General features: G+C 61.3%; 14 protein-coding genes. 7 read left to right on the top strand and 7 right to left on the bottom strand.

Annotation, left to right across the window (positions count from 1 at the left end):
• Positions 1 to 19: 19 nt before the first annotated feature.
• From CFU_RS23030 to CFU_RS23020, 3 genes are all read left to right on the top strand, one after another.
• Positions 20 to 1,111, top strand: coding sequence for an ABC transporter ATP-binding protein (locus CFU_RS23030; RefSeq protein ID WP_014008405.1), 1,092 nt, complete (start codon positions 20 to 22; stop codon positions 1,109 to 1,111).
• A gap of 243 nt (positions 1,112 to 1,354) precedes the next feature.
• A complete protein-coding gene (locus CFU_RS23025; RefSeq protein ID WP_041742816.1) occupies positions 1,355 to 2,431 on the top strand; it encodes a porin in 1,077 nt (358 codons plus the stop codon).
• 198 nt (positions 2,432 to 2,629) lie between these two features.
• The gene (locus CFU_RS23020) at positions 2,630 to 4,828 is read left to right on the top strand and encodes a M3 family metallopeptidase (RefSeq protein WP_238531366.1); all 2,199 of its coding nucleotides are present in this window, start codon (positions 2,630 to 2,632) and stop codon (positions 4,826 to 4,828) included.
• 65 nt (positions 4,829 to 4,893) lie between these two features.
• Here the strand turns inward: CFU_RS23020 and CFU_RS23015 are convergent, their stop codons facing one another.
• The 4 genes from CFU_RS23015 to CFU_RS23000 are packed head-to-tail and all read right to left on the bottom strand — an operon-like array spanning position 4,894 to position 9,095.
• A complete protein-coding gene (locus CFU_RS23015) occupies positions 4,894 to 5,379 on the bottom strand; it encodes an asparaginase domain-containing protein (RefSeq protein ID WP_014008402.1) in 486 nt (161 codons plus the stop codon).
• Between the two features lie 40 nt (positions 5,380 to 5,419).
• Complete coding sequence (locus tag CFU_RS23010; RefSeq protein WP_202946130.1) at positions 5,420 to 6,874, bottom strand: c-type cytochrome; 1,455 nt, start codon at positions 6,872 to 6,874, stop codon at positions 5,420 to 5,422.
• Positions 6,871 to 8,472, bottom strand: coding sequence for a GMC family oxidoreductase (locus CFU_RS23005; RefSeq protein ID WP_041742814.1), 1,602 nt, complete (start codon positions 8,470 to 8,472; stop codon positions 6,871 to 6,873). Before CFU_RS23005 ends, CFU_RS23010 begins: the two co-directional genes overlap by 4 nt.
• A gap of 2 nt (positions 8,473 to 8,474) precedes the next feature.
• Entirely contained in the window at positions 8,475 to 9,095 is a 621-nt protein-coding gene (locus CFU_RS23000) for a sorbitol dehydrogenase family protein (RefSeq protein WP_014008399.1), read from the bottom strand.
• Between the two features lie 155 nt (positions 9,096 to 9,250).
• Here CFU_RS23000 and CFU_RS22995 point away from each other — a divergent pair, with 155 nt between their 5' ends.
• Positions 9,251 to 10,006 carry a hypothetical protein gene (locus tag CFU_RS22995; protein WP_041742812.1) on the top strand — a complete coding sequence of 252 codons (756 nt, stop codon included), beginning with the start codon at positions 9,251 to 9,253 and terminating at the stop codon, positions 10,004 to 10,006.
• Positions 10,007 to 10,091: 85 nt separating this feature from the next.
• Here CFU_RS22995 and CFU_RS22990 read toward each other — a convergent pair whose 3' ends face one another.
• Complete coding sequence (locus CFU_RS22990; RefSeq protein WP_014008397.1) at positions 10,092 to 11,084, bottom strand: D-2-hydroxyacid dehydrogenase family protein; 993 nt, start codon at positions 11,082 to 11,084, stop codon at positions 10,092 to 10,094.
• A gap of 439 nt (positions 11,085 to 11,523) precedes the next feature.
• Here CFU_RS22990 and CFU_RS22985 point away from each other — a divergent pair, with 439 nt between their 5' ends.
• Entirely contained in the window at positions 11,524 to 13,398 is a 1,875-nt protein-coding gene (locus CFU_RS22985; protein ID WP_041743824.1) for a phosphoenolpyruvate carboxykinase (GTP), read from the top strand.
• 297 nt (positions 13,399 to 13,695) lie between these two features.
• On the opposite strand, the gene CFU_RS22980 is transcribed toward CFU_RS22985, so the two are convergent.
• Entirely contained in the window at positions 13,696 to 14,013 is a 318-nt protein-coding gene (locus CFU_RS22980) for a hypothetical protein (protein ID WP_041742811.1), read from the bottom strand.
• A gap of 391 nt (positions 14,014 to 14,404) precedes the next feature.
• Between CFU_RS22980 and CFU_RS22975 the strand changes: the two genes are divergently transcribed.
• On the top strand, positions 14,405 to 15,370 hold the full coding sequence (locus tag CFU_RS22975; protein WP_014008393.1) for a LysR family transcriptional regulator: 966 nt from the start codon (positions 14,405 to 14,407) through the stop codon (positions 15,368 to 15,370).
• Between the two features lie 86 nt (positions 15,371 to 15,456).
• On the opposite strand, the gene gntK is transcribed toward CFU_RS22975, so the two are convergent.
• The gene (gene gntK, locus CFU_RS22970; RefSeq protein WP_014008392.1) at positions 15,457 to 17,025 is read right to left on the bottom strand and encodes a gluconokinase; all 1,569 of its coding nucleotides are present in this window, start codon (positions 17,023 to 17,025) and stop codon (positions 15,457 to 15,459) included.
• 372 nt (positions 17,026 to 17,397) lie between these two features.
• Between gntK and CFU_RS22965 the strand changes: the two genes are divergently transcribed.
• A complete protein-coding gene (locus CFU_RS22965) occupies positions 17,398 to 18,432 on the top strand; it encodes a LacI family DNA-binding transcriptional regulator (RefSeq protein WP_041742809.1) in 1,035 nt (344 codons plus the stop codon).
• Positions 18,433 to 18,434: the final 2 nt, after the last annotated feature.

Genomic DNA, 18,434 nt, shown 5'->3' with positions numbered 1-18,434 from the left:
ACACAATCAGGAAATCATCATGAGCGAATTAAGTGTCAATAACCTGCATCTCGACTACGGCAGCGGCGCCAGCGCCAATCCCATCCTCAAGGGCGTGTCGATGGAATTGCAGCGCGGCGAAGTGGTGGCCTTGCTGGGGCCTTCCGGCAGCGGCAAGACTACCTTGCTGCGCGCGGTAGCCGGCCTGGAATCGCCGAAATCGGGCAGCATACAGATCGGCGAACGCGCCATGTTCGACGGCCAGCGCAAGCTGGAGATCCCGGCGGAAGAGCGCAACCTGGGACTGGTGTTCCAGTCCTATGCGCTGTGGCCGCACAAGACTGTTTCGGACAATGTCGGCTACGGCCTGAAGCTGCGCAAGATGAACAGCAGCGATATCGCCGCCCGCGTCAAGACGGTGCTGGGCCAGCTCGGCCTCGGCCACCTGGGCGACCGCTTCCCGCACCAGCTTTCGGGCGGCCAGCAGCAGCGGGTCGCCATCGCCCGCGCGCTGGTGTACAACCCGCCGGTGATCCTGCTGGACGAGCCGCTGTCCAACCTCGACGCCAAGCTGCGCGAAGAAGCGCGCGCCTTCCTGCGCGAACTGATCGTACGGCTCGGCCTGTCGGCGCTGATGGTGACCCATGACCAGGCCGAGGCGATGGCGATTTCCGACCGCATCCTGCTGCTCAACAACGGCAAGATCGAACAGCAGGGCACGCCGCAAAGCATGTATGAAACGCCGGACACCCTGTTCACCGCGGAATTCATGGGCAGCAACAACCGCCTGCCGGCCAAGGTGCTGGAGCGCGACGGCGGCCACGCCCTGCTGCAGGTCGAAGGCGGCGACGTCAAGGCAACGCTGCGCGGGCCGACCATCTGCAGCGGCGACAAGGATGCGGTCGCAATCATCCGCGTCGAGCAGGTCAACATCTCCGCTACGCAGGTCGATAACGCCATCAGGCTGCCGCTGTCGACCTGCATGTACCTCGGCGACCGCTGGGAATGCGTGTTCCGCAACACTGCCGCCAGCGGCGCCGACAGCACCGTGCTGCGCGCCTATGCCCGGCACCGGCTGGCGCCGGGCGAGTACTGGCTGCAATTGCCGCAGGAAGCGCTATGGGCCTTCTAGGTAGGGTGGGCACCTGTGCCCACGCGGTGCCGCGGCATCAGCATTCCAGATGTTCGTGTCTCCCACCTCCGCGTGGGCACAGGGTGCCCACCCTACGAGAGCGATGGATAAACAAGTTTTTTCATGATTGAAGAAAGTATCAATAAGCCATAGGGAAGGGAGACAAGTTACACAAAAGCCTTTGTGCAGCTTAGCCGTAACCGCACAGCCAACAAAAAAATATTACACAACGGAGGAACAACAATGAAGAGAAAATACCTGGCGGCGGCAACACTGGCCGCACTCGGCACGCTGGCATCCGGCGCCTACGCCCAGACCAGCGTCACCGTCTACGGCATCATCGATACCGGGGTCGAGTATGTGAACAACGCCAATGCCAACAAGGACGGCCTGGTGCGCCTGAGCTCGGGCGCCATGAATACGTCGCGCATCGGCTTTCGCGGCACCGAGGACCTGGGCGGCGGCCTGAAAGCGGTATTCCAGCTGGAAAACGGTTTCAAGACCGATACCGGCGAATTCGACAGCGCCGGCCTGCTGTTCAACCGCCAGGCCAACGTCGGCCTGGAGGGCAGCTTCGGCAAGGTGGTGCTGGGCCGCTCTTTCACCACTACCTATGATTTCATCCTGCCGTTCGACCCCATGGGTTATTCGGCCCAGTATTCGTGGGTGACCTCCGCCGGCGCCACCGGTGGCCGCAAGGACGGCATGCCGACCAACCAGCCGAACATCATCAAGTACCAGGGCAAGTTCGGCGATTTCAAGCTGGGCGCCACTTATGGCTTCGGCGAGACGGCCGGCAGCACCAGCGACAGCGCGAAATACGATGTGGGCGTGGGCTATGAAAGCGGCCCGTTCCGCATCGCGGCGACATTCGACCGGGTCAACGGCACTGCCGCCAGCGCCACCAACAGTGCTTACGACAAGGCCACCACCATCCACCTGGCGGGCAATTACCAGCTCGGCAGCAACCTGAGCCTGAGCCTGGGTTATCGCAACTACAAGAAGACGCTGGCGTCGAATGCAGCCGACCTGCGCAGCGATTTCTTCTGGGGCGGCGCCAGCTACAAGGTGACGCCGGTAGTGACGCTGATCGGCGCCATCTACTACCAGAACATCAAGAACGTCGCCAGCGGCAAGGATGCCGATCCGATCATGTATTCGGTGCGCGGCAAGTATGCGCTGTCGAAACGCACCGACCTGTACCTGAGCGCGGCCTACGCCAAAGCGAAGAATTCGCAGCTGGTCGGCTTGTCACGTGACGATATTGCCTACGGCAGCAGCCAGACCGGCGTCATCGCCGGCATCCAGCACCGCTTCTAAAACCGGTACCGGCACGGCGGCTGTTTTGCCGTGCCGTCTTTTGCTACGGAAGACATGCGCGGTTATACGCGCAGTTGTCTTCCGTGTTTTTTTGCAAACCCGGTTTTTATCAAAACAAGACACAATTCCCTGTAGCTTGAATGCTGGCGTAAAATGTTTCGTCAAAAAAATAATCCAGTACCAACCCAAGGAGAATTGATGCAAGCTTCTACACGACGTATCACGCTGTGCGGATTGATGTTGACGGCAATCGCCGGCATGACAGGCTGTACCACAGCTGACAATGGATCGGCCAAGGCATCGCAAGCCGCCACCGCGGCGCTCGCTGCAAATTCCCCCTTTGCCCAAGTCAGCAGCTTGCCTTACAACATGCCGCCGTTCGACCGCATCAAGGATTCCGACTATAAGCCGGCATTCGAAGCCGGCATGGCGCAGCAGCGCCAGGAAGCGCGCGCAATCGCAACCAATTCAGCAGCGCCGAGCTTCGACAACACCATCGTCGCGATGGAACGCTCGGGCCAGATGCTGAGTCGCGTCAGCGAAGTATTCTTCAACCTGGTGAGCGCCAACACCAGCCCGGAACTGGACCAGACCCAGCAAGAAATGGCGCCCAAGCTGGCCGACCACAAGGACGCCATCTTCCTCGATCCGCAACTGTTTGCGCGCGTCGAGCAGTTGTACCAGCAACGCAGCAGCCTTGGCCTCGATCCGGAATCGCTGCGCCTGCTGGAACGCTATCGCACTGAATTCGTCAGGGCCGGCGCCCGCTTGTCGGCCGCCGACAAGGACCAGCTGCGCAAGCTGAACCAGCAGATTTCTTCGCTCACCACGCAATTCCAGCAAACCCTGCTGAAAGCGAACAACGACGGCGCGGTAATCGTCGATCGCCAGGCCGACCTCGACGGTTTGACGCCGGAACAGATCAGCGCCGCAGCGCAGGCTGCGAGCAGCCGCAAGCTGGATGGCAAATGGCTGATCGCCCTGCAAAACACTACCGACCAGCCGCTGCTGGCGCAGCTCAAGAACCGCCAGCTGCGTGAGCGCCTCTATACCGCCTCGATCACGCGCGCCAACGGCGGCAGCGACGACAATGTCGCCGGCGTCGCCCAGATCGTGAAACTGCGCGCCCAGCGCGCCGCGCTGCTGGGCTATCCTAGCCACGCCGCCTATGAGCTGGAAGATGAAACCGCCGGCACGCCGGACGCCGTCAACCGCATGCTGGCCCAGCTGGCGCCGCCCGCTGCCGCCAACGCCCGCAAGGAAGCGGCCGCCATACAGCAGGTGATAGACCGCCAGGCCAAGGCCAGCCATGCCAAGCCGTTCAAGCTGCAGCCGTGGGACTGGGCGTTTTACTCGGAACAGGTGCGCAAGTCGCGCTACAACTTCGACGAATCCCAGATCAAGCCTTACTTCGAATTGAACAATGTGCTGCAGAACGGCGTGTTCTACGCTGCCCAGCAGCTGTACGGCATCAGCTTCAAGGAACGCACCGACCTGCCGGTGTACCAGAAAGATGTGCGGGTATTCGAAGTGTTCGACCAGGACGGTTCGCCATTGGCCTTGTTCCTGTTCGATCCTTTCGCCCGCGACAACAAGCAGGGCGGCGCCTGGATGAACAGCTACGTTCCGCAATCGCGTCTGTTCGGGACCAAGCCGGTGGTGTCGAACAATATCAACATCGTCAAACCGCCGGCCGGCAAGCCGGTGCTGCTGACGTTTGACGAAGTCAACACCATGTTTCACGAGTTCGGCCATGCCTTGCACGGCATGTTCTCCAGCGTCCAGTATCCGATGTTCTCTGGCGCCTCGGTGCCGCCGGATTTCGTCGAATACCCGTCGCAGTTCAATGAAATGTGGTCGCACAATCCGCAAGTCCTGGCGCACTACGCCAAGCATTACAAAACCGGCAAGCCGATGCCGCGGGCGCTGGTCAACAAGGTGCTGGCGGCGCGCAAGTTCAATGCCGGTTTCGAGACCTCGGAATACCTGGCGGCGGCCATGCTGGACCAAGCCTGGCATCAGCTGCCGGCTGGCCAGACGCCGGCCGCCAAGGATGTGATGGCGTTTGAAGCCAAAACCTTGCAGGCTGCCAGCAGCGGCGACGGTTATGTGGTGCCGCCGCGCTACCACACACAATACTTCCAGCACATCTTCGCCAACGGTTATGCAGCCGGCTATTACGCTTATATCTGGAGCGACGTGCTGGCCAAGGATACCGAGCACTGGATGGACACCCACGGCGGCCTGAAACGCGCCAACGGCGACCTGTTGCGCGCCAAGGTGCTGTCGCGCGGCTTCAGCGCCGACCCTAGCGCCCAGTTCAAGGACTTCTACGGACGCGGGCCGGAAGTCGAGCCTCTGCTGGAGGCGCGCGGCCTGACCGGCGTAACCAAGTAACATTGGGCTGGATGTGAAAACGGGGCAGAAATTCTGCCCCGTTTTTTTCGCCTGGAGAAAAGATATTACAAGGGCTCAAAGACTCCTGCAACCCGGTTTTTCTCTACTTTGTCCCACGCAAAAATCTTGCCGTTCATCGCCACGTACACGCCGTGCGGCAAGGCTTGCGCGACGCCGCAGGCAAAACCGAAATTGAACAAGGCGTCGGAGTTGGCAATCGCATAGGGAATCATCGCGCCGGTCACCACGATCGTCTTTTCCAGCGCCGCCGCGCCCAGCACGGCGGCGGTCTCGCGCATGGTGTCGGTGCCGTGGATGATGACTATCGCCGCTTCCGCCGCATGCGTGCAGGAAGCCAGCACGCGCCGGCGGTCGATGTCTTGCATGTCGAGCGAATCGAGCAGCGGCAGTTCTTCCAGCGCGATTTCGGTAGTGATGCGCGCGCGCTGGATCACCTGCGGCAGGTGGCTGGTGGCGAAAGTCAGTTTACCGGCGATCTCGTCGTAATGTTTATCGAAAGTGCCGCCGGTGGCGATGATACGTAGGGCCATGAGTAGATATTCCTATGATGCGATTGCTGTGAACCGATTCCTATGAAGCAGCCGGGTCGTCCTTGGAAGGTCGCCGGCCGCGACGCATGATCAGTGAAAACAGTATAAATAACACGATCAGCCCTGCCGCGCCTAGCCCCCATGGCAGTAAAGTCAGCATGGGCGACACCGGCCCGCCCTGGCGCTGCACCTTGACCTGCTCTGGCGTAATCGGCGGCGTATCGGCATGGCCGTACTGCTTGACCACGTAATTGGCCAGCATGGCGACCTGGCCATCGTTGAGGTGGTCGGCAAAACCGGGCATGAAAGTCTGCTCGTCCTTGCCGCGGCGCTGCACGCCGTGGAGGATCACCATCAGCAGGTTGCCGGGATCGCGCGCGCCCACCACGCTGTTGCTGAACAGGGACGGGTAATAACCGCCGACCACGCCGCTGCCGCTGGCCGAGTGGCAGCTGGCGCAATTGCCGCTGAACAGCTCGGCGCCGCTGGCGGCATTGCTGCTGACCGATACCGCCGCCACTCCGCGCAAGTCGGCGTCGTCATCCGCCGCCTGGCCCCAGGCGTAGCGCGGCTTCTTGTCGGCCGCATCGCTGATGGCCGGCACGCTGCGCAGGTAGGCGACGATCGCCTTCAGGTCGGGTTCGCTCAGGTATTGCAGGCTGTGCTCGATCGCTTCCGCCATGCCGCCGGCCGCGGACGCCTTGCCTGGCACCAGGCCGGTTTTCAGGTACTGGACGATTTCTTCGTCCTTCCAGCCGCCGATGCCGCTGACCGGGTCGGGCGTGATGTTGAACGCAGTCCAGCCGCCCAGCTGGGCGCCGCCGAAGGAGCGCTTGAGGTCGACGCCCATGGTCAGGTTGCGCGGGGTATGGCATTCCTGGCAGTGGGCCAGTCCTTCCACCAGGTAAGCGCCGCGATTCCATTCCGGGCTCTTGCCGGCATCGTCCTTCCATTCACCCGGCTTGAAATTGAACAGGTTCCAGCCGGCCAGGATCCAGCGCTGGTTGAGCGGGAAGGGCAGCTTGTTTTCCAGGTTCTTTTGCGGGATCGGCGGCAGGCTGAACAGGTAGGCCTTGATCGCCAGCACATCGTCGCGCGACAGCTTGGTGAACGAAGCGTAAGGAAAAGCAGGATATAAATGCTTGCCTTCGTCGTCGATGCCGTTGTGCAGGGCGCGGATGAAATCTTCATCGCTCCAGTTGCCGATGCCGGTCTCTTTGTCCGGCGTGATGTTGGGGCCGTAGATGGTGCCGAACGGCGTCGCCAGCGGGTAGCCGCCGGCGAACGGCTTGGCCGGATCGACCGTATGGCAGGCGATGCAGTCGGCCGCCTTGGCCAGGTAAGCGCCGCGCGTGATCTGGTCGGCGTTCGGCGCTGGAGCCGGAGCAGCGGCGACGGTATCGGCTGCCGCGGCGATGGCGCCGTGCGCCAATCCGGCGGCCAGCACCATGCCGGCCATCCAGCGCGGAAAAGTGAATTGAGAGCGGGCCGTCATAGCACTGTCCTCAAGGTGTCGGCGATGCGCAGGGACAGCGCCGCGATGGTCAGGGTGCAGTTCACCGTGCCGGCCACCGGCATCACCGAGCCGCTGGCGATGAACAGGTTTTCGTGATCGTGCGAACGGCAATGGGCGTCGACCACCGAATCGCGCGGATCGCCGCCCATGATGGTGGCGCCCATGATGTGGTTGTTCGGCGCGAAATCGTCGTCGAACTTGATTTCGGTGCCGCCGAACATGGCGGCGATGCTGGCGTAGGCCTGGTGCGTCAGCACGGCGCTTTTCTGCACGTAATCGTTGATCGAATAGGTGATTTCCGGCTGCGGAATGCCGAGCGCATCGCGTTTCTCGGTACTCGGCCGTATGCGGTTTTCCGGATCCGGCAGGATATCGTGGAAGCTGTTGATATTCACGGTGCGCGCCGCGCGGCGGCGGATTTCCTGGTTCAGCTTGACGCCTACCAGGCCGTCTTTCAAGGCAGTCTGCGCAGCATGGTTGGTTTGCGCCATGTTATTCAGGTGCAGCTTCTTGGCGGCGTATTCGGAACGGAAAGCACCGTCGCGCATGTCGACGATGGACGTCATTTCTATCGGACCGCGGCCCGGCCACAGGTCTTCATTGGCAAGGAAGGTGACGCCGGTGCCGGGATGGTCCATCAGGTTACGGCCGACCTGGTCGGAACTGTTGCCTACGCCCTTGCCATGTTTGTCGTCGGTCGACATCAGCATCAGTTTCGGGATCTCGATGCCGTTCGCAGCCAGCACGAAATACTTGCCGGTGACGCGATGCGTGACGCCTTCCGGATCTTTGTAGTGGACGGCGCTGATGCGCTCCTTGGCATCGACTTCGATGCGGTATACCACGGCGTCGGGGAGCACCTTGGCGCCGGCTTTTTCCGCTTTTTCGACGTGGATGATGCCGCTATACATGGCGGCGATCGGACAGATCGGCATGCAATTATTGTTGCCGCAGCAGTTGGGCCGCTCATCGTAGGCGCGGCTGTTGCGCGCCACCGGTTCCGACACCACCTTGTGGCCGGCGCCGTTGACCACGGCGCTGAAGCGCTGGTCGTTCCAGGACAGCGGCAGGTGGTCCATCGGATAGGGCTGCTTGCGCGGCGAGCCGAGGTCGGTGCCGTCGTTGGGGCCGGACACGCCGAGTTCTACTTCCGCCCGGTAATAATACGGCTCCAGTTCGTCGTAGCTGATCGGCCAGTCGCGGCCGACGCCGTACAGCGTTTTCATCTTGAAATCGTTGGGCAGGAAACGCCAGGCCGCGGCGGCCCAGTGCCAGGTGGTGCCGCCTACCGCGCGGATGTACTGCGAATTGTATTTATGCGACCCCTTGAGGATCAGGTAATTGTTTTCCGGCGTGTATTCAGGATGGGGCGCGTATTTGGTGGACGGGTAGGGCACCATGAAATCGTCTTTGCTCGGTGTATTCCGGTAATTCTCGACGATGCGCCAGCGTTCCAGGCGCGGCCCGGCTTCCAGCACCAGCACCGAAGCGCCGGACAGGGCCAGTTGATGCGCCACCAGGGCGCCGGCGACGCCGGAGCCTACGATCACAACATCGGCAGACAAGTTATCAGCCATGGTCAAACCCTCGCTTTCAAGACTGCCGGTTGGGTGGTCCAGTAACCGGGGGCGGCACGGCAATAGGTTGGCACGACGACCGCATCGCGCACCTGGTCGAACATCAGTGCCTGCTCGAATGCAATGACCTTGGCGCCGCCGGTGACGCCGCCGTCGCCGACCGTGCCCAGGTACCAGCCGCTGATGATGCGATGCAGGACCAGCGACAGCGCGCTGTCGGTGCCGACTGCGGCCGCCAGGTTATCCACATCCTTGATCTTGTGATCGAGGCTGTATTGCCACAGCGCCGCTGCCTGCTTTTCAAACTCGATCGCTTGCGTACTGAGCGCGCTGTACAGTCTTGCGCCTGTGCGCGGATTGAGTTTCGGGGCGCCGGTCAGCAAGGCTGACAATGCCATGAAATTCGCTTGCTGCTGGGTATTGGCGCTGGAAGGGGGAACAGCGGGGGTGACGGTCTGGGCTGAGGCTTGCTGCAGCCAGCGGGGGATGCTCATCATCGCGAAACTGACGCCGGCCAGCAGCATGAGGTTGCGCCTGCTGGCGGAAAACACTTCGCGGCCGGGGGCTGCTGTGATGGGCTGGTCGCCTGATCGCTGGCCTACAACTGGTGGACGTTGCTTCATGTGGCTAGTCCTTTCTGCCTGGTGGGTTGCCTGATTATACTAAGCTAAGCGGATGGTTGCTGCGCATTTCGACAACCCTAGGAAAACGGCGCGCAGCGACTACACTGGTAACATTTGATTTCTGCGCTCATCTCTTTTTACAAGAATCCCGACTCATGAAACCCATCGCACCCGGCACCGTCATTTTCCACCGCTTCCGCGGTTATGGCGTGATCACGTCAGTCAACCTGCTGACCGGCTGGGTCGCTGCGCGCTTCGGCAGCGAGAAGCGGACGCTGGACCTGAACCTGTCTACCGACGAGGTGCAGCACGCGGACGGCGAGCCGATCCTGTTCCGCCACGCGCCGCCGGACCGCATGCCGCATGCGCGCCTGATGGCGCTGGTGCGCGAACTGCACCGCGCCGGTTACCAGCGGCTGTACCTGTACAGCTGGCCCAAGCCGTCCGGCCTGCACTGGCGCTGGCACCTGTTTTGCGGACGCCGCAGCTGGATGGAGCGGGCGCGGCGCGAGGGCTGGTACGGTTCCGGCGCCGATTACAATTTCAATCCGATCCTTGGCTGGGGCGACCAGCCGGGGGCGGCGATTCCGGAACTGGCCAGGGCGTTGGCGCAGTTCGATCCGCACGGGCTGGCGCAAGCGCTGGGGCGCGACGAGGACCATAGCGCATGGTTCGCCAAGGTATGCGACGCCTTGCTGCCGGACTATGCCTTCAGCCTGGGCTGGAGCGAAGGGCCGATGCCAGACAGCCTGCCGGTGATCCCGGTGCGCAAGAACGTGCCCGAATACAGCGGCCCGGCTTTGCCATGGCCGCCCGGCTGGCAAGGCATGTGGCGCGACACCACGCTGGCGGCGCCGGCAGCGCGCCTGAACAAGCTGATCCTGCCCAGCGGCGCCGGCGACGACGACTGAGCGCTTGCTGTAGGGTGGGCACAGTGTGCCCACGCGGTCGCCGTATCATCTACATCAGGGTGGGCATTACATGCCCACCCTACGATTATTTTGGCAGCAGCGCGTCCGGATTCAGGACATTCTTGGGCGCGCCGCCGGCGAAATCCAGCACATTCTGAAATGCGATCCGAAAGTACAGCTCGTAACTGTCTTTTTCGACATAACCCAGGTGCGGTGAAGCCAGCACATTCTCCATCCGCAGCAGCGGCGAATCCGGCGCCAGAGGCTCGGTTTCAAACACATCCAGCGCGGCAAAACCGGGCCGGCCCTGCTGCAAGGCCGGCTCCAGCGCGCCCTCGGCAACCAGCTCGGCGCGGCTGGTGTTGACAAAAATGGCGCTGGATTTCATCAAGGCCAGGTCGGCCGCCTCGACAATGCCGCGCGTCGCATCGTTCAGGCGCAGGTGCAGCGACAGCACATCGGCTTCAGCGAAAAACTGCTGTTTCGAGGCCGCCGCTTCATAGCCATCTTTCTGCGCGGCGGCCAGGCTGGCCTCGCGGCCCCATACCAGCACCCGCATGCCGAACGCCTTGCCGTAGCCGGCAATCATGCGGCCGATTTTTCCATAACCCCAGATCGCCAGCGTGCGCCCCTTGAGCACGGTGCCCAGCACATCGTTTCGCGGTATCGCCGACACCGATTGCCACTGTCCCTGCTGCAGGTTGCTGACATAACGCGGGATGCGGCGGCTGGCGGCCATGATCAGGGCCCAGGTCAGTTCGGCCGGCGCGGTCGGATCGCCGATGCCTTCGACGATGGCGATGCCGCATTCGGTAGCTGCTTCGACATCGATATGGCCGCTGACTTTTCCGGTCTGCGAAATCAGTTTCAGCTTGGGTAGTTTTTGCAGCAGCGCCCGGGAAAAACTGCTGCGTTCGCGGATCAGCACCAGCGCTTCAAAATCGGCCAGGCGGATTGCCAGCTGGCCAACACCGCGCGCGGAATTATTGAACACTTTGACGTCGTGGCCATCCAATAATCTGAAGCTGTCGAGATGGCGGACGCTGTCTTGATAATCATCCAGTACGGCAATTTTCATAGGGCTTCCATGCTGTAAATGTGATAAAAAAATAAGGAAAAAAGGCTGCCACGTAATAAAGCAACAGCATCCGGAAAATGGGAAATACCTTACTACAATGGTTGGTCAATTTCACTACAAATCGGGTGTACAATCGGCCCACTTTTTCCGGGATGAATACAGTTTTCCGGAGCAGACAGGCGATATCGACCATGGTGTGCGGCCTGAATCACAGTAAGGCCTGCAGTAAAACCCGCACGGTGCCTGTAGATTTGTAAACGAGACTAACCCGGCCCATTATTTCATTTTTTGCTGCCTGCGGTCACGCAACAGATTGCGGATAGCCCGCAGCAAACGCACCAGGATTCAGCCGACCGACACGGCGCGCCAGCCAGGCGCAGCCCGCTGGCAAGAGGAAGGCAAGAAACAGATTTCTTTATTGGTATTGGAGGTAGTTTTCATGAATCAACCCCTTATGGGCGGCATCGCCGCAATCAACGCCCCGGCATTCGTCAAACAGCAGAAGCTGATCAACTGGGTGGCCGAAGTCGCCGCGCTGACCAAACCTGACCGCATCTACTGGTGCGACGGTTCGCAAGCCGAATACGATCGCCTGTGCAGCGAAATGGTAGCTGCCGGCACCATGAAAAAGCTGAACCAGGAAAAACGCCCGAACAGCTACCTGGCCTGTTCCGATCCGTCCGACGTGGCGCGCGTCGAAGACCGCACCTTCATCTGCTCGGCAAAAGAAGAAGACGCCGGCCCGACCAACAACTGGACCGACCCTGCTGAAATGCGCAAGACGCTGCACGGCTTGTTCGACGGCTGCATGCAGGGCCGCACCATGTATGTGGTGCCGTTTTCGATGGGCCCGCTGGGTTCGCCGATTGCGCACATCGGCGTCGAGCTGTCCGATTCGCCGTACGTCGCCGTCAACATGCGCATCATGACGCGCATGGGCAAGGCTGTGTATGACGTTCTCGGCAGCGACGGCGAGTTCGTGCCTTGCGTGCACAGCGTCGGCGCGCCGCTGGCAGCCGGCCAGAAAGATGTGGCCTGGCCTTGCAACCCGACCAAGTACATCGTCCACTACCCGGAAACCCGTGAAATCTGGTCCTACGGTTCAGGTTACGGCGGCAATGCGCTGCTCGGCAAAAAATGCTTCGCCCTGCGCATCGCCTCGACCATGGGCCGCGACCAAGGCTGGCTGGCGGAACACATGCTGATCCTCGGCGTCGAATCGCCCGCAGTAAATGGTAAACCTGGCAAGAAACACTATGTCGCGGCGGCTTTCCCGTCGGCCTGCGGTAAGACCAATTTCGCCATGCTGATTCCGCCTGCCGGTTTTGAAGGCTGGAAAGTCACCACCATCGGCGACGACATCGCCTGGATCAAGCCGGGCGCCGACGGCCGCCTGTATGCGATCAATCCGGAAGCCGGCTATTTCGGCGTTGCGCCTGGCACCAATGACAAGACCAACTACAACTGCATGGCTTCGCTGCGCGAAAACACCATCTTCACCAACGTCGCGCTGACCGACGACGGCGATGTCTGGTGGGAAGGCATGAGCAGCACCGCGCCGGCGCACCTGATCGACTGGCAGGGCAAGGACTGGACGCCGGCCATCGCCAAGGAAACCGGCGCCAAGGCGGCCCATCCGAATGCACGCTTCACCGTGGCGGCGACCCAGAACCCGGTGATCGACGCCGCCTGGGACGATCCGGCCGGCGTGCCGATCTCAGCCTTCATTTTCGGCGGCCGCCGCTCCACCACCGTGCCGCTGGTGACGGAAGCACGCAACTGGGTAGAAGGCGTCTACATGGCCGCCACCATGGGTTCGGAAACCACCGCCGCCGCTGCCGGCCAGCAAGGCGTGGTGCGGCGCGATCCGTTCGCCATGCTGCCGTTCATCGGCTACAACATGAGCGACTACTTCCAGCACTGGCTGACACTGGGCGAAAAGCTGGCGCAGCCAAACCAGGCCGAGCTGCCGAAGATTTTCTGCGTCAACTGGTTCCGCACCGGCGCCGACGGCAAATTCGTCTGGCCTGGCTTCGGCGACAACATGCGCGTGCTGAAATGGATGCTGGACCGGCTCGACGGCAAGCAGGGCGGGGTCGAACACCTGTTCGGCGTGACGCCGCGCTACGCTGACCTGAGCTGGGAAGGCCTGGATTTCAGCGAAGAGCAGTTCGAGCGCATCACCGCGATCGACAAAGCAGCCTGGAAAGCGGAAACGGAACTGCATGCAGAGCTGTTCGACAAGCTGAAACACCATTTGCCGCAGCAGCTGGCCAAGGTAAAACTGGCGTTGGAGAAAAACCTGGCCGAGTAAGGCCTGGATAGCTTGCATCGCAAAACAAAACGCCCGCGGCTTGCGGGCGTTTTTTTATGGGCGGGCAAAAAAAATCCCTGCCGGCGCTAAGCCTGCAGGGTGAATCCTTCCATCGCAGGAAAGAGGAGACGTCAAAAAATTCCGGTAACAGCTTTTACAGGCCGTTCAGACCCATCCAGGCCAGAACGCGCGTTGCCATGGCACGCAGCCATTGCAGCACCGCGAAAGTCGGGAAACCGTCTTCGTCATGGTAAATGTATTGGTGCATGGCAAACTCCTCGTGGTTATTAACAATAATCAATCGCGACCGGCCAGCAATCGCAGCTCGGCAGCCAGGTTAGGCTGGCTGGAGGCATGGTCGTTCGCCATGCGGCGTATCAATTGCTGTCCTCTGAACTTGCTGCGGGCAATTCGCTGTTCCAGCGATTTGCGTGGCTTGATCAACATCAGTGCTGCACGCAAGATCCCCATCCAGAGCGGTTTGAAATACACCATCAAGGTCGCCAGCGCTCCCAGCCCCAGCAATGGCCGCAATGCGGCGGCAGCGGCGGCAAGCAGGGCCGATGCGTCGAACAAAGCGATTTCAGCCGGCAGGGCAAAAGCGAATACAGACATAACAACTACTCTTTCTTGATGATGTTGCATTGCAGTATATTCACTACTTAGGGAGCTATCCAATTCTGATTTTGGATATCAGTTATGTGTTCAACGAATAATGTTCGATCACTGTTAAAGGATGTCCCTCGTGTCGTCGTTAAGACAATATGTGTAAGATAAAGCTGACGAGCAATCGGCCGGTTTGCCTTGGTTTCAGCTCGGCAATAATTGCGTGTCTCAGACATAATCCAGCTTGATATGCGTTTTATGTTGTGACGCAATATTTTCGCCACACTTGAAATCTGTCATTGCGCTTTCATATAACAGTTATAAAATCTGTGAATGTTGCTTCCAGCTAAATTTGCCGGCGCCATATTCCATCTAAAAATAATTAACGATAGATCCAACCATGAGCTTCCTGACGCTTGACCTGAACCTGCTGCGTGTCTTCGACGCCGTCATGACCGAGCAGAACCTGACGCGCGCCGCCAGCCGGCTGGCGATGACCCAGCCGGCCGTGTCGAACGCCTTGAAACGCCTGCGCGACACCCTCAACGACGAGCTGCTGATCCGCACCGCGCACGGCGTCAAGCCGACCCAGCATGCCGAAGAATTGTGGCCGGTGGTCAGGCGTGCGCTGACCGACCTGGAAACCGCAATCACGCCGGAGACATTCGATGTCTCGCGCGCCCACACCACTTTCCAGATGGCGATGGCGGACGCTACCGCTGCGCTATGGCTGCCGGGGCTGGTGCGCACCATCGAGCGCGACGCGCCGCAGCTGAACCTGCGCATGGTGCCGCTGACCACCCGCGATCCGCGCCAGATGCTGCTGCGCGGCGATGTCGACCTGGCGGTGGGTTTTTTCCCCGGCGTCGCAGCGCAGCTGGCCGGCGGCCAGACCACCAGCGCATCACCGATCCATCATGAGCGGCTGTACACCGGCGAATATGTCTGCGTGATGCACAAGAACCATCCGCTGGCCAATCAGGTGCTGACCCTGGACAATTACTGCGCTTCGCATCATTTGCTGGTCAGTTTTTCCGGCCGCGCGCATGGCCTGATCGATGAAACCCTGGCGGCGATGGGACGCGAACGGCGCATCCTGCTGACCGTCAATCAATTCTTCACGGCCGGCCGGGTGGTCGCCAGTTCCGACCTGCTGACGGTCTTGCCGCGCCACCTGATCGGCGCCACCGGCATGACCGAGGAACTGGTGGCGCGCGAGCTGCCGTTCCCGACGCCGGCGGTCCATGTCGACATGTTGTGGCACGAGCGGGATTCCCGCAATCCGGCGCACAAGTGGCTGCGCGGGCACTTGAGCGAAACCGCCCACGAGAAATTCAGCCTGATCGATCCGGAAGACGAAGACTAAGACCGGTAGGGTGGGCAGGTTTTTTTGCCCACGCGTGACTGCAGATGCGCATAGGTCGGCGTGGGCACAGGTGCCCACCCTACGGTTCAGGACGGCGAGGCCGCCGTCTCGCGCTGGAACTGCGACAGCAGCCGGTATTGCTGCTCCAGCTGCTTGGGAATAGCCGCATAGATCGGCCACAAACGGCGATATAGCGCGACGTTTTCCGCAATCGGCACATGGCGGTGGGTTGAGCCGACCATGCCGCCGATGACGTCCAGCGAATCGACTTTGCCCAGCGCATACAGGCCGAGCACGGCGGCGCCGAGGCAGGACGATTCGACGCTTTCCGGCACCACCACTTCACGTTCGAAAATATCCGCCATCATCTGCCGCCACAACGACGAACGGGCGAAACCGCCGGTCGCCATCATGTGGGTGGTCGGCCCGATCAGGTCTTCGACCGCCGGCAGGATGCTGTACAGGCTGAAAATCACGCCTTCCAGCGCGGCCCGGATCATGTGCGGCTTACCGTGATGCGTCGCCAGGCCGAAATAGGAACCGCGCGCGTCGGCATTCCATAACGGTGCACGTTCGCCCGCCAGGTAAGGATGGAACAGCAATCCTTCGGCGCCGGCGCTGACGCCCTCGGCGATGTTGGTCAAGGCATCGTAAGGATCGAGGCCGGCGGCCTTGGCGGCGGCGGCTTCGGCGGTCGCCAGCTCGTCGCGCACCCAGTGGAAAATACTGCCGCCGTTGTTGGTGGGGCCGCCGACTACCCAGTGTTTGGCGGTCAGGGCATAACAGAAAGTGCGGCCGGAAGGATCGGTTAACGGCTTGTCGATCACGGTCCGCATCGCTCCCGAAGTGCCGATGGTGACCGCGACCTGGCCCGGGCCGATGGCATTGACGCCGAGGTTGGACAGCACGCCGTCGTTGGCGCCGATCACGAACGGCGTCGCCGGCGCCAGGCCCAGCTGCTGCGCCATGGCCGGCGCCAGGCCGCTCAGGTGGTGGGTGGTCGGCACCAGTGTCGACAAGTGCTGCGGGCCGATGCCGAGCAGCTCCAGCGCGCCCTGGTCCCAATCGAGCTGCTGCAGGTTGAACATGCCGGTGGCGGAGGCGATCGAATGATCGACCAGCCAATCGCCGAACAGGCGATACAGCACATATTCCTTGACGCCGACAAAGCGCGCGGTGCGCGCAAACAGCTGCGGCTGGTCGTGACGCAGCCACATGATCTTGCATAGCGGCGACATCGGATGGATAGGGGTGCCAGTGCGCAGGTAGATTTCATGGCCGCCGAGCTCGTCGCGGATGCGGTTGGCCCAAGCGCCGGCGCGGTTGTCGCCCCAGGTGATGCTGTTGCTCAGCAGCGCGCCGTCCTGGCCGACCGCGATCACGCTATGCATGGCGGCGCTGAAGGACACCAGCTTTATCTGTGCGGCCTCGACGCCGTTCTTGCCGGCTGCGTTGCCCACCGCGTTCTTGATCGCGCTCAGCACCGCATCGTAAATCTGCAGCGGATCTTGTTCTGCCATGCCTGGCGTGGTGCACAGCAGCGGGTATTCCACCGCGTGCTGCGCCACTACCTGTCCTTGGGTGGTGAACAGCACCGCCTTGGTGCTGGTGGTGCCGATATCTACGCCGAGCATGTATTCTGGCTGGTGTTGCATGAACTACCTCGTGATGAAATGAGTAAGCGACCAATAATGAGCAGCTGTCCTGCCTGGACAGCCGTGTGCCGCGCCCGTTTCATTGTAGTACTTGCCGGCGGCGGCGCGTGGCCGCAATCATACACCACATGTTAGCGCTAACATTACGTCTCTAATACAACAGAAAGACAACAGAAAGCAATATTGCACCTTGCTAGTATCCTTACTCCAAGGAAACTATGACAATGCCGGACGGCTTGCGTGTAACATTGCTGCTAGCTAAATGAACAAGATTCCATTGCCCGGCATACATGACTGGAATCTGGCTGAATAATGAACAAGCCGGCAGCAGCGAGCTAAATGTAGAGAGACCTATTGAATGCCATTGTTACCATGACCAGCCAGGAACTCAAACCACAACGCCACAGCCGCGCCAGCGGCAGGGTAACCATCGTCGATGTCGCACGCCTGGCGCGGGTCAGCCCGATGACCGTATCGCGCGCACTGAAAACTCCGGCGCTGGTGCAGCTGGAAGCGCGCGACCGCATTGCGGCGGCGATCAAGCAGCTCGGTTATGTGCCGAACCAGGCCGCCAGCACGCTGGCGTCGGCCAAGTCGCAGGTGATCGGCGTCATCGTGCCGTCGCTCAGCAATTCCGTATTCGTCGACACGCTGACCGGGATCCGCGACAGCCTGAACCAGCACGGCTATAAATTCCTGATCGGCGAAAGCAGCTATTCGCCGGAAAAGGAAAGCCAGCTGATCAGCACTTACCTGGCGCATGCGCCGGACGGTTTTTTGCTGAGCGGCATAGAACAGCAGGATGCGCTGCGCGAGCAGCTGGCGACGCACAATGTGCCGGCCGTGCGCATGTTCGACCTGAACCCGGAAAACGGCGAAGTCACGGTCGGCTTTTCGCATGAAGAAGCGGGCTACAGCATCGCCCGCCATCTGATCGAACGCGGCTACCGCCAGCCCGGTTTCCTCGGCGCCCAGCTTGATCCGCGCATGATGAAACGCCGCCACGGTTTTCGCAAGGCTTTGTCGGAAGCCGGCATCAACCCCGATATCGAGGTGCTGACGCCGGCGCCGTCGACGGTGGAGCTGGGCACCAAGATGCTGGGCCAGATCCTGCAGCAGACGCCAGCCTGCGATGCGGTGTTCTGCTGCAACGACGACCTGGCGCTGGGCGTCCTGTTCGAGTGCCAGCGGCGCGGCCTGTCGGTGCCGGGCCAGATGGCGATCGCCGGTTTCAACGATTTGCCGTGGTCGGCCTTCGCCAATCCCGGCATCACCACGATCGTCACGCCGCGCTACGACATCGGCTTTACCGCCGCCCAGTTATTGATCAAGCTGCTCAGGCACGAGACGCCGGAAACCACCAGCGTCGACCTCGGCTTCAAACTGGCGATACGCAGCAGCACCTGAGC

It is taken from the genome of Collimonas fungivorans Ter331, from assembly GCF_000221045.1.
Lineage (GTDB): Bacteria > Pseudomonadota > Gammaproteobacteria > Burkholderiales > Burkholderiaceae_D > Collimonas > Collimonas fungivorans_A.
Note: the sequence above shows the minus strand (reverse complement) of the source record. Positions and strands in the feature narration are given on the sequence as shown.